Raw genomic sequence first — 12,187 nt, 5'->3', positions numbered from 1 at the left:
GGCTTGCAGCGTGATCTCTCCCCTCGTCGTCCCGGCAAAAGCCGGGACCCATAACCACAGGGTTGAGTTGTTAGAACGCTGTGGCCCCAGCGTCGTGCAATAACGACCTTCGGTGGTTATGGGTCCCGGCTTTCGCCGGGACGACATCGTGGATGTTGCGTCGTCGAGAGACGTTGCTTAGACACTCACCGCCTCCGCGCCGCGACCTTCCTCACGTTGGTATCCGCCCAGCCCAGCGGCCGCCCGCTCTTCGACGGCAGCACGAGCTGCCCGACCGCCTGCCCGGCCTGGTCGAGCAGCACCGAATGCGGCTCGCCGCGCGCGTAGAGATGCGCCTCGCCCCATTGCCTGAGGCCAACCACGATCGGGAACAGGTCGTGGCCTCGCTTGGTCAGCACATATTCCTGATAGGCGCTGCCGTCGGAGGCCGCGACCTGCTCGAGCACGCCTGTTGCAACCAGCGTGCGCAGCCGCGTCGTCAGCATGCCCTTGGCGATGCCGAGATTCTTCTGGAAGTCGCCGAACCGGCGCAAGCCGTCGAACGCGTCGCGCACGATCAACAGCGACCACCAGTCGCCGATTGCATCCAGCGCGCGCGCCACCGGGCATTCCGCTTTCGCAAATGCGGTCCGTTTCATCGCGCTCCGCCTCCCTCGATCACGATTCCGAACTGGTCTTAAAATAGGACTAGACAGCGTCCGGCGCAACTGGTCTCATGATGAGACCAGATTGCGAATTGCAGCGGAGGCAAGATGACGAACCAGACCATGGCTGAGGCCCGGCCGGCCGAGGACCATCACAAGACAAACGACAAGCCCGGCGACACCATGGCTCGCGCTCTGTCGCCCGCCGTCGTGCTGCTGTTCGCCGTCGCCTGCGGCCTCAGCGTCGCCAACATCTATTTCGCGCAGCCGCTGCTCGACACCATGGCGCAGGATCTCTCCATCACGCCGGCGGTGATCGGCGGCGTCGTGACGCTGACCCAGGTCGGCTACGCCTTCGGCCTGATGCTGATCGTGCCGCTCGGCGATCTCTGGGACCGCCGCAGGCTGATTGTCGGCCAGACCGTGCTGTCGGCGATCGCGCTGACCATCGTCGGCACCGCGCCGAACGCCGCGGTGCTGCTTGTCGGCATGGTGCTGGTCGGGCTGCTCGCCGTCGTGATCCAGGTGCTGGTCGCCTACGCCGCGACGCTGGCAGCACCGGCCGACCGCGGCCGCACCATCGGCACCGTCACCAGCGGCGTGGTGTCGGGCATCCTGCTGGCACGTTTTGCCGCCGGCGCGCTGGCCGATCTCGGCGGCTGGCGCGTGGTCTACCTCACCTCGGCCGCGCTGACGCTGGTGCTGGCGGCGCTATTGGCACGCGCACTGCCGCGGCATGCTCCGCAGCCGATGGCCGGATCGTCCTACGCAAAGCTGCTGCGCTCGACGGTCGCGCTGTTCGTCGAGGAGCAGGTCTTGCGCGAACGCGCGGTGTTCGCGCTTTTGATCTTCGCAAGCTTCAGCGTGTTCTGGAGCTCGGTCGTGCTGCCGCTCGCGGCACCCCCGCTCTCGTTGTCGCACACCACGATCGGGATGCTCGGGATCGCGGGCCTCGCCGGCGCGCTGGCGGCGCGCAATTCCGGCCAGCTCGCCGACCGCGGCTGGGGGCAGCGCACCACCGGCTTGTCGCTGCTGCTGATGCTCGCCGGCTGGGTGCCGATCGCCTGCCTCGACACCTCGCTATGGCTGGTCGTGGCCGGCGTTCTGATGATCGACTTCGCGGTGCAGGCGATCCATGTCACCAACCAGAGCCTGATCGTCGCCGCGCGGCCCGACGCGGCGAGCCGGCTGGTCGGCGGCTATATGGTGTTCTATTCGATCGGTACTGGATTTGGCGCGATCACCTCGACGATGGCCTATGCGGCCGCCGGCTGGCCCGGCGTCTGCGTGCTGGGTGCCGCGATCAGCGCCTCTGCGCTGCTGTACTGGGTTATCGTCGTGAGCAAGACGCCGGTGCCGGTCGGCGTGTGCTCCGAGGCGTAGCGGGGTCATCCGTCATTGCGAGCGAAGCGAAGCAATCCATCGTGCGACACGTGCGGAGCCATGGATTGCTTCGTCGCTACGCTCCTCGCAATGACGCCGAAGGAAGCGTCATTCGCTCACGCCTTCTTCAACACCGAGACGAAGAACCCATCGGTGCCGGTGCGGCGTGGCGTCATCAGCAAGCCCTCCGGCGACAGCAATGCGGCCTCCGCAAATTGCTCAGCCTTGTCCCACAGCACCGCTGCAGTCTGCTCCGGCGGCTGCACGGAGAACTCCGGATGCCGCGCGATGAAGGCCCTGACCTGCTCGCCGTTCTCCTCCGAGAGCACGGAGCAGGTGATGTAGGCGATCCGGCCGCCGCCCTTCACCAGCGGGGCGGCGCGCTCCAGTACCTCGGCCTGATCCTTCAGCCGCACCTCCAGCGCGCCGGGGCGCATGCGCCATTTGGCGTCGGGATTGCGGCGCCAGGTGCCGGTGCCGGTGCACGGCGCGTCGATCAGCACGAGGTCGGCGGACGCCTTGATGTCCGACAGCACCTCCTCCTCGCCGCGCGGCGTGCGCACATCGCAATTGTGCACGCCGGCGCGCGACAGCCGCTCATGGATCGGCACGAGCTGCCGCTTGTCGCTGTCGGTCGCGATCAGCCGGCCCTTGCCTTGCATCATCGCCGCCACCGCCAGCGTCTTGCCGCCGGCGCCGGCGCAGAGGTCGATCACCTGCTCGCCCGGCTTGGCCGCCGCGAACAGCGCGGCGAGCTGCGAGCCCTCGTCCTGGACCTCGATGGCGCCCTTGATGAAATCCTCCTCGGCATGGATGCCGGGATTGCGCGCGTCGGCGCCGAGCTCGATGCGCAGGCCGAGCGGCGACCACGGCGTTTCCTTCGCGCCGAGATGCGACAGCCGCGGCAGCACCTTCTCGCGCTTGCCGCGCAGCGTGTTGACGCGCAGATCGAGCGGCGCGCGGCTCGCCATCGCGGTCGCTTCCGCCGCGCGGTCGTCGCCGAACACCTTTGCCAGATGCGGATCGAGCCAGTCCGGATAGTCGCCCGCGACATGCGCCGGCGCATCCTCGAGCGAGCGCGAGGCCAATGCGGCCTCCTCGGTCGTGGTCAGCGGATCCGGCGCGAACCGGCCGCCGTCGCACAGCGCCTGGATCGTGGCGATGTCCATGCCGCGTTCGAGCTTGAGCATGCCGAGCAGGCGCGACCGGGCGCTGGCGTCGTCCATCAAATAGGCCGCGGAGGATTGCCGGCGCAGCACGTCCCAGATCAGGCCGGAGATCGCGGCGCGATCGCCGGAGCCGGCATAACGGTGCGCGGTGCCCCATTCCTTCAGCGCTTTCGCCGCGGGAATGCGCTGTGCGTCGATGGTGGCGATCAGCTCGATCGCGGCGGAAAGCCGGGCAGCGGGGGTCATTGATCTCTTTCGGTTGGGCGCATCAGATCAGCAGCAGCAGTCTGAGCGCGAAATACAGCCACATGACCGCCAGCACCAGCGCGCCGGCGAACCAGGCGAGCGAGCGCGGCCGCACGTCGTTGGAGGTCACGAACACGCTGGCATGGGCAAACCGCGTCACCACGAACACCCAGGACATCAGCACGATGAACAGATCGGCACGGCGCAGCGGCAGCGCAATAGCGATCAGGACATAGAACAGGATCGGCAGCTCGAACTGGTTGGCGAAGCAGTTGCCGAACTTGGTGGCCTGGGCCGGCCAGTTCGGCTCACGCAGCGCGATGTCTCCGATCTTGGTCTCGCCGCTCGTCAGCGCCCTTGTACGCGTCGTCGCCATCGAGAACAACAGCGCGAAGGTGAGCCCGATCTGGATGAAGACCGGTAACAGAACCATTTGAACCGACATCAAAAATCTCCCTCAGCCGCGGGCGCCCGGCCGCCCTCTTAGCCGCCACTCGCCCCCAACACAATGAAGCGTGCGCGGTAACCCGTTGAAACATCACCCGAGCCCGGATGACCAACTCCCAGGACCAATGGCGGTTTCAGCCCCTCATGTGTGACGCGATCAGCATCATCACCCCGATCCTCCACAGCGCGGCCCGGGCAGCGGCGTGCCCGGCATGGTGACGGCGGGGCTCCGGCGTCGGTGCGGCAACTGGCGATCCAGCGACCGCCAAGGTGCAAGACCAAACAACACATCAAACAGGGCTTCAAACGAGGCATCGAACAAGACGGCAAAATCGTCATCGTTCCGACTTCGCGCCGACCTATGCTCCGGCCGAAAGGAGCGATGCATGCCCCAATTTCGCCTGACACAAATCTCCGACACCCATCTCGCGCGCCGCTTCAAGCCGCTCATCGACAACTTTCATCGCGTCAGCGAGCACGTCGACGCGACGCGTCCCGATCTCGTGCTCAACTCCGGCGACGTCTCGTTCGACGGGCCGACCAGCCGCGACGACCTCGGGTTCGCCAAGGAGCTGCACAACGCGCTGCCGGTCGATTGCCTCTATCTGCCGGGCAATCACGACATCGGTGACAATCCGACCGCGGTCGGCGCGCCGCCGACGCAACTGCCGACCGAGGAGACGCGCGGCGCCTTCACCTCGGTGCTCGGCGAGGACCGCTGGCATTTCGACGCTGCCGGCTGGTGCTTCATCGGGCTGAATTCGCTGATCATGAACACCGGCCTCGACAGCGAGGCCGAGCAGTTCGACTGGCTCGCAGGCGCGCTCGACAAGGCCGTCGGCAGGCCGGTCGCGCTGTTCCTGCACAAGCCGCTCTATCTCGATCTGCCCTACGATGCCGAGCGCGCCGAGACCGCGATCCGCTTCGTGCCGCAGCCGGCGCGCCGCCGCCTGATCGAGATGTTCGGCAAGGTCGATTGGCGTCTGGTCGGCAGCGGCCACGTGCACCAGCGCCGCGACTACACGTTCGAGCATGTCAGACACATCTGGGCGCCCTCGGCCGGCTTCGTCATCTCCGACGCGCGGCAGGAGGTGATCGGCATCAAGGAAGTCGGTCTCGTCGAGTACCGCTTCCAGCCCGACAGTTTCGAGGTCCGCCACGTCAGGGCGAAGGGCCAGGTCGATGTCGACCTGGAGATGCTGCTCGGCAAGGAGCCGGCGGCCTGAGCCGCGTCAGCTCCGCGCCGCGTCGTGCAGGTCCTGCTTGATCACGGTGAGCAGCGCCTGCAGCGAGTCCTTGTCGGGCGGTGGTGCCGCCGGCGCGGGCCGCACGCGAGGTACGTGCGGCATGATGCGGACCGGTGTCGTGTCCGGCTGCTCCTCGACGAATCTTCCATGCAAGACGTCGTCGCGGCGGCCCATGACGAACATCGTCGCCCAATAGCCGACGGCGAGGAGAATGACTCCGAAAACAATAAGTTCAAAAATCATGGCTACACCTGAAATATAGCCATACTGAATCAACTGCTGCGGGTCTCCGTCAAGCAAATGGGGGCCAAAAGGCCCCCAAATCCCCGCCATTGTGGCGCTTTTGATACTTTGTTGCGCGGAATGGGAGTTTCCGGGGCCTGTAACTCAGGCCTTGTCCGGCCCGACCCGGACCAGCTGCTTGCCGAAATTGGCGCCCTTGAGCAGGCCCATGAAGGCATCCGGCGCGCTGTCCAGGCCCTCGGTCACGAACTCCTTGTACTTGACCTTGCCCTCACGCACCCACTGCGACATGTCGCGGAGGAAGTCGCCATGCATGGCGGCAAAGTCGCTGACGATGAAGCCGCGGAAGGTCAGCCGCTTGGTCAGAATGTTGCGCATCATCGCGCCGGCCCATTTCGGGGCGTGCGCTTCGGTGTCGTTGTAATGCGCGATCAGGCCGCAGACCGGGATGCGCGCGAACGCATTGAGCAGCGGAAACACCGCGTCGAACACCGCTCCGCCGACATTCTCGAAATAGACGTCGATGCCTTTCGGGCAGGCTTCCTTCAGCTTGGCCGCGAGATTGGGATCGCGATGGTCGAGGCACTCGTCGAAGCCGAGCTCGTTCTTGACGTAGGCGCACTTGTCCTTGCCGCCGGCAATGCCGATCGCCCGCGCGCCCTTGATCTTGGCGATCTGGCCGACCGCCGAGCCGACCGCGCCGGACGCGGCCGCGACCACCACCGTCTCGCCCGCCCGCGGCTTGCCGATTTCGAGCAGTCCCGTATAGGCGGTCATGCCGGGCATGCCGAGCACACCGACCGCGGTCGAGATCGGCGCGATTTTCGGATCGATCTTGGCGAGGCCCTTGCCGTCGGACAGCACGTGCGTCTGCCAGCCCGCGCGCGACAGCACGATATCGCCCTTGGCAAAGCCGGGATTGTTGGAGGCGATCACCTCGCTCACCGTGCCGCCTTCCATCACGCCGCCGACCGGCACTGGTGCGGCATAGGACGGACCGTCCGCCATGCGGCCGCGCATATAGGGATCGAGCGACAGCCAGATGGTGCGCAGCAGCACCTCGCCCGCACCCGGTGTCGGCGGCGCGTAGTCCTCGAGCCTGAAATTAGCCGGCGTGGGCTCGCCGTGCGGGCGCGAAGCCAGAACGATGCGCTTTCCTTGGGACATGTTGATTTCCTCTTGGGGTGATTGGTTCGTGGCGCACACGTAGTCATGCAATCCAGCTCCCCGCAAGAGAGATGGATTTGCTCTTTCGCGCAGCACTGTTTGAAATGTTGTTTGAAATGACGGCTGTCATGCCAGGCACATCGGCGCCAACGCGATACCGTCATGTCGCGGCGGTTCGCAGGGCCCCCTGATGGCGGCAGTTTGTCTCGGCGCGCCACCGGCAAACGAAGCGGCCATGGTCAAGTCGCTGATCCGACCTCGCCGTCCGGCGCGGCGGAGCCAAAGGGTCAGGCGGCCCTCTGTGGGTCGCAACGAGGGCGGCCGCGCAGCAAATCGGCAAACGGTTTCCGGTCGCCCTCGACACCTGAGTGGCGCAGGACTTCGGGTCAGCTTCGCGGCACCGCCCGACGGACGTGAGGCCTTCCGAAGCATTGGAGTTACCTCTTGCGAGCCGATCAGCGTCTTCGCGCCGCAATGTCCGTCAGGTGGCGGCCGGATTCGCCTTCGGCGAATTGGCAGCCGGTAGACCTATCTCTGCCGCGCGCGCCCGCGGCAAAAACGCGACCTGTCAATCTGGCACTTGTCGGACTTGCGATTCGCTGTAATCTCGGACCATGCGGCACTCGCATGTCTGCTACCCAAAAATGGAGCAGGCATCACCATAACAGGAGCGAACCAACGCTTCGGTTTTTGGATCGAGACCGACATGGCCGGCGGCGGATCGTATGACACGTTTCCCAAATTGCTGCTGCGAAACACGGCACAATTTGGCACGCGGCCAGCGTTCCGGCACAAGGATCTTGGTATCTGGCAGAGCTGGACCTGGGCTGAGGTTGCCGAAATCATACGTAGCTACGCTGCCGGCTTGCATCGGCTTGGCTTGCGACCAGGCGAGACAATCGCGGTAGTCGGCTCCAATCGGCCCAAGCTTTACTGGACCATGATGGCGGCGCAGACCCTGCGCGCAATCCCCGTTCCAGTCTACTCCGATGCAGTGGCTGATGAGCTTGCTTTTGTTCTCGCTCACGCCGAGGCGACGGTGGTCGCAGCGCAGGACCAGGAGCAGGTCGACAAGGTCCTGTCGGTGTCCGACCGACTGCCGCAACTCAACAGGATTATCTACGACGAACCGCGCGGAATCGACGGCTACGACCACGGTCGACTGATCGCAATCGGCGATATCATCAATGACGGCCGCGCCGCGCTTGCAGCCGATCCCGCGCTTGGCGAACGGATCGATGATTCCATTCGGGCCGGCAACGGTTCGGACATCGCGGTCATCCTCTATACCTCGGGAACGACCGGCGCGCCCAAGGGCGTCATGCTGTCGGCGCGAGGCTGCATCGATGCTGCAACCGACACGACGCGGTTCGACAAGTTGACCGACAAGGACGTGGTGCTGGCCTATCTGCCGCTGGCTTGGGCGGGCGATCATTACGTCAGCTATGCCCAAGGCATGGTGGCCGGATTCTGCATGGCGTGCCCGGAGAGCAGCAACACAATCGAGCAGGATCGTCATGAGATAGGACCAACCTTCTACCTGGCCCCGCCACGCGGTTTCGAGGCCATGCTGACGCGGCTGATGGTCCGGATGGAGGACGCAGCGCCGATCAAGCGGCGATTGTTCAGCTACTTTCTGGACGTCGCGCGGCGGTATGGCGAGCAAGTCTTGACGGGACGTCCGGTGCCGCTGTCAGGCCGATTGCTCTATGCGCTCGGGCGCTGGCTGGTCTACGAGCCTCTCAAGAACGTTCTTGGCCTGTCTCAGGTACGCGTTGCATACACCGGAGGTGAAGCTATCGGTCCGGATCTGTTCGCGTTCTACCGCGCGATCGGACTGAACCTGAAACAGCTCTACGGCCAAACCGAAGCGTTCCTCTATGTAACGTGTCAGCCCGATGGCGAGATCTATTCGGATACGGTTGGTCCGCCGGCGCCCAACGTCGACATCCGTATCGCGGAATCGGGTGAAGTGCAGTTTCGCTCGCCCGGCATGTTCCTCGGATATTTCAAGGATCAGGCAAAGACCGCGGAAGCGATGACGTCCGATGGATATGTCAGGACCGGCGATGCCGGCTTTTTCGACGAGAAGACCGGGCATCTGAAGATCATCGATCGTGCGAAGGACGTCGGTCGATTGGCTGACGGCACGATGTTTGCTCCCAAGTACCTTGAGAACAAGCTGAAGTTCTATCCCAATATCAAGGAAGCGATCACGTTCGGCGACTCGAGAGAGTTCGTATGCGCCATGCTCAACATCGACCCGGTCGCGGTCGCGAATTGGGCGGAACGCAACAACGTCGCCTACGGGTCCTATCAGGAGCTTGCCGGGCATCCGCTGGTCTACGACATGGTCGCCAAGGACGTTGCCGCGGTGAACCGCTCCCTGGCCGGGGAAACGGTGCTCGCGGGCGCCCAGATTCGCCGCTTCCTCATTCTGCACAAGGAGCTCGACGCGGATGACGGCGAGCTGACCCGCACGCAGAAAGTGCGCCGTCGCTTCATTGCCGAACGCTATGCGTCGTTGGTCACGGCACTCTACAACGGAGCGCATGACGCCGACATTTCCACGGAAGTGACGTTTGAGGATGGCCGGAAGGGCACGATCGCGGCACGAGTCAAGATTCGCGACATGCAGATCATCGGTCCGGCAGAATCGCTGGGAAGAGCAGCATGAGAGCGCCAAACGCCAACGAAATCCTGCTGCAGGTCGAGGGCGTGGCACTGGCCTTCGGCGGCGTCAAGGCGCTGCGGGACGTCTCGTTCAACGTCAGAAAAGGCGAAATTCGCGCCATCATCGGCCCCAACGGCGCCGGCAAAACCTCAATGCTGAACGTCGTCAACGGTTTCTATCATCCCAACCATGGCAGCATCACCTTCAAGGGAAGCACCCGGTCCAAAATGCAACCCTTCGAGGCGGCGCGCGGCGGCATCGCGCGCACCTTTCAGAATGTCGCCTTGTTCAAGGGCATGAGCGCGCTCGACAACATCATGGCAGGCCGCACCTTGAAGGTGCGCCGGGGGCTGTTGTGGCAGCTGCTGCGTTATGGCCCTGCCCTCACAGAGGAGATTGAGCATCGGCGCAAGGTCGAGGAGATCATCGACTTCCTGGAGATCGAGACAATCCGCAAGGTACCGGTCGGGCGTCTGCCATACGGCTTGCAGAAGCGTGTCGAACTCGGTCGCGCTCTGGCGATGGAGCCCGACCTGCTGCTCCTCGACGAGCCGATGGCAGGCATGAACCTCGAGGAGAAGGAGGACATGTCGCGGTTCATCATTGATGTGAACAACCATTACGGCACGACCATTGCCCTGATCGAGCACGACATGGCCGTGGTCATGGATCTGTCGGACCGCGTAGCGGTGCTTGATCACGGCGTGAAGATCGCCGACGGCACGCCTGATGAAGTGAAGAGAAGTCAAGCCGTCATCGACGCATATCTTGGCGTCGCGCATTGAGGTGCGTCCATGATCGCACTGGGTCAGTTTCTCGAGGTCCTTATCGGCGGATTGATGTCCGGCGTGCTCTATTCGCTGGTCGCGCTCGGCTTCGTGCTGATCTTCAAGGCATCCGGCGTATTCAACTACGCGCAGGGAGCAATGGTGTTGCTCGCGGGATTGGCGCTGGTTCGCGCCCTCGACCTCCTGGTCGCCAACGGCCTTCCGCTTTGGGTCGCGGTCATCCTCGCTATCGGCTTTGCCGCCGTGATCATGGCGGCAACCGCCTGGCTGATCGAGCGGTTCGTGATCGGACCTCTGGTCAATCAGGACGGCTTGACGCTGTTCATGTCGACGATCGGCGTGACATTCGTCATCGAGGGCGCCGCGGAGATGATCTTCGGATCGGATGTCTACCCGTTGCGGCTGTTTCCGACCGACGCCTGGTTCTTGTTTGACGGCCTGTTCCCGGGCGGGATTCTGGTCAACAAGCTGGATGTCTGGGGCGCATTGATCGCGGGCGTCCTGGTCGCCGGCCTCGCGGTCTTCTTTCAGCGTACCAAGACCGGTCGCGCGCTCAGAGCCGTGGCCGACGACCATTTAGCCGCGCACTCGATCGGGATTCCAATCAGTTGGATTTGGTTCGTGGTCTGGCTCGTTGCCGGCCTCGTTGCGCTCGTCGCGGCGACCGTGTGGGGGACCAAGCTTGGCGTGCAGTTCTCCATCACGTTTCTCGCGCTGAAGGCTTTGCCGGTCCTGATCATCGGCGGCCTCACCTCGATTCCCGGAGCGATCGTCGGCGGGCTCATTGTCGGGGCGGGTGAGAAGCTCGCAGAGGTATACCTCGGGCCATCCATCGGCGGCGGCATCGAATATTGGTTTGCCTACGTGCTGGCGTTGGCGGTGCTGCTCTTGCGGCCGCAGGGCCTGTTCGGCGAACGCATCATCGAACGCGTCTGAGGCAAGGAGGTCATCGTGCTCTATCGCGAAGCCGGCCAGTTCAAGGCGACCTATGCGGAGGATATGGCGATCTTCCCGATCCGGCAGGATCGTATTGCCCTCGCTGTCTTGCTCGGAATTGCTTTCATTGGCGTGCCGCTGCTGGCCACCTTCCGGATCTGGCCGTTCGGCACCGACTATCTGTTGTGGGCCATCCTGCTTCCCTTCCTCATCCTGGCGCTCGCCGCCATCGGGACAAACATTCTCGTCGGCTATTGCGGCCAGATCTCGCTCGGCAGCGGCGCGTTCATGGCCATCGGCGCCTATTCCGCCTACAAGCTGGCGACCGGCGTTCATATCCCGCTTGCCTGGCTTGGCTTCGCGATCGCGATCCCACCGTTGCCCGTGCTGGCATCCATTCTGCTTGGCGGGTTCATGGCGGCGGGTGCCGGAATCCTGTTCGGCATTCCCAGTCTGCGGATCAAGGGTCTCTACCTGGCGGTCGCAACGCTCGCCGCGCAATTCTTCTTCGATTGGGCGTTCCTGCGGATCCCGTGGTTCACCAACTACGCCCCGTCGGGATCAGTGAATGCGCCGGAACTGGATTTCTTCGGTATGGTCGTTCGCTCGCCGGTCGAGCGTTACCTGCTGTGCCTGCTCTTCGTGACCGTGATGGCGGTGTTGGCGAAAAATCTCGTGCGCGGCAATCTCGGCAGGCAGTGGATGGCGATCCGCGACATGGATATCGCCGCCGAGCTGATCGGCATCAGGCCGCTCTATGCAAAACTAACGGCTTTCGCGGTCTCTTCGTTCATCATCGGGGTGGCGGGTGCGCTCTGGGCGTTCGTCTACCTCGGTTCATGGGAGCCGCTTGCGTTCTCGATCGACCGCTCGCTTGAGCTTCTGTTCATGGTCATCATCGGCGGGCTCGGCTCGATCATGGGTTCGTTCATCGGAGCAGCTTTCATCCTCATCGTGCCGATCATGCTGAATGTGATTCCGACCAAGCTCGGCCTGCCACTGTCGACGCAAACGATCACTCATCTCCAGTTCATCATCTTCGGGTCCTTGATCTGCTATCTGCTCATCAAGGAACCCCATGGCTTCGCCCGGCTGATCTCGATCGGCAAGGAGAAGCTCAGACTTTGGCCGTTTCCGTATTGAGGGAGCGATCGTGCCTTGATCGCAATGCGGATGGCGGCCGCCGACAACGAAGAGGAAGGAAGTACCGCGGACGGGAAACAGCGCTTTATGAAGGAGGACA

The 12,187-nt window shown here is 63.9% G+C and carries 11 protein-coding genes; 6 read left to right on the top strand and 5 right to left on the bottom strand.

Annotated elements, in window-relative coordinates; translation table 11 throughout:
• Positions 1-185 precede the first annotated feature (185 nt).
• Positions 186-638: a winged helix-turn-helix transcriptional regulator gene (locus ACVWYP_RS22230; protein ID WP_304499811.1), complete on the bottom strand. Its 453-nt coding sequence runs from the start codon at positions 636-638 to the stop codon at positions 186-188.
• Positions 639-752: 114 nt separating this feature from the next.
• On the opposite strand from ACVWYP_RS22230, the gene ACVWYP_RS22225 reads away from it, so the two are divergent.
• Positions 753-2,027, top strand: coding sequence for an MFS transporter (locus tag ACVWYP_RS22225; protein WP_304499810.1), 1,275 nt, complete (start codon positions 753-755; stop codon positions 2,025-2,027).
• A 116-nt stretch (positions 2,028-2,143) separates the two neighbouring features.
• On the opposite strand, the gene ACVWYP_RS22220 is transcribed toward ACVWYP_RS22225, so the two are convergent.
• Together ACVWYP_RS22220 and ACVWYP_RS22215 are read right to left on the bottom strand one after the other, a co-directional pair.
• The gene (locus ACVWYP_RS22220; RefSeq protein ID WP_304499809.1) at positions 2,144-3,442 is read right to left on the bottom strand and encodes an RsmB/NOP family class I SAM-dependent RNA methyltransferase; all 1,299 of its coding nucleotides are present in this window, start codon (positions 3,440-3,442) and stop codon (positions 2,144-2,146) included.
• Between the two features lie 22 nt (positions 3,443-3,464).
• On the bottom strand, positions 3,465-3,887 hold the full coding sequence (locus ACVWYP_RS22215; RefSeq protein ID WP_304499808.1) for an MAPEG family protein: 423 nt from the start codon (positions 3,885-3,887) through the stop codon (positions 3,465-3,467).
• Positions 3,888-4,275: 388 nt separating this feature from the next.
• On the opposite strand from ACVWYP_RS22215, the gene ACVWYP_RS22210 reads away from it, so the two are divergent.
• Positions 4,276-5,115: a metallophosphoesterase family protein gene (locus tag ACVWYP_RS22210; protein ID WP_304499807.1), complete on the top strand. Its 840-nt coding sequence runs from the start codon at positions 4,276-4,278 to the stop codon at positions 5,113-5,115.
• A gap of 6 nt (positions 5,116-5,121) precedes the next feature.
• On the opposite strand, the gene ACVWYP_RS22205 is transcribed toward ACVWYP_RS22210, so the two are convergent.
• Positions 5,122-5,379 (bottom strand): hypothetical protein, encoded by a 258-nt coding sequence (locus tag ACVWYP_RS22205; protein WP_304500275.1) that lies wholly within the window; start codon positions 5,377-5,379, stop codon positions 5,122-5,124.
• A gap of 144 nt (positions 5,380-5,523) precedes the next feature.
• On the bottom strand, positions 5,524-6,546 hold the full coding sequence (locus ACVWYP_RS22200; RefSeq protein ID WP_304499806.1) for an NADP-dependent oxidoreductase: 1,023 nt from the start codon (positions 6,544-6,546) through the stop codon (positions 5,524-5,526).
• A gap of 706 nt (positions 6,547-7,252) precedes the next feature.
• On the opposite strand from ACVWYP_RS22200, the gene ACVWYP_RS22195 reads away from it, so the two are divergent.
• Genes ACVWYP_RS22195 through ACVWYP_RS22180 form a run of 4 tightly spaced genes read left to right on the top strand, consistent with a single transcriptional unit; the run spans position 7,253 to position 12,087 of the window.
• Complete coding sequence (locus ACVWYP_RS22195) at positions 7,253-9,223, top strand: AMP-binding protein (protein WP_304499805.1); 1,971 nt, start codon at positions 7,253-7,255, stop codon at positions 9,221-9,223.
• Positions 9,220-10,005, top strand: a complete 786-nt coding sequence (locus tag ACVWYP_RS22190) for an ABC transporter ATP-binding protein (RefSeq protein ID WP_028344682.1) — start codon at positions 9,220-9,222, stop codon at positions 10,003-10,005. The genes ACVWYP_RS22195 and ACVWYP_RS22190 overlap by 4 nt, the downstream gene beginning before the upstream one ends.
• Positions 10,006-10,014: 9 nt before the next feature.
• Complete coding sequence (locus tag ACVWYP_RS22185; RefSeq protein ID WP_080687025.1) at positions 10,015-10,944, top strand: branched-chain amino acid ABC transporter permease; 930 nt, start codon at positions 10,015-10,017, stop codon at positions 10,942-10,944.
• 15 nt (positions 10,945-10,959) lie between these two features.
• Positions 10,960-12,087, top strand: coding sequence for a branched-chain amino acid ABC transporter permease (locus ACVWYP_RS22180; RefSeq protein ID WP_028344680.1), 1,128 nt, complete (start codon positions 10,960-10,962; stop codon positions 12,085-12,087).
• Positions 12,088-12,187 lie beyond the last annotated feature (100 nt).

This window comes from Bradyrhizobium sp. USDA 3262 (genome assembly GCF_054060035.1).
This window is presented reverse-complemented; position numbering and strand designations above follow the sequence as displayed.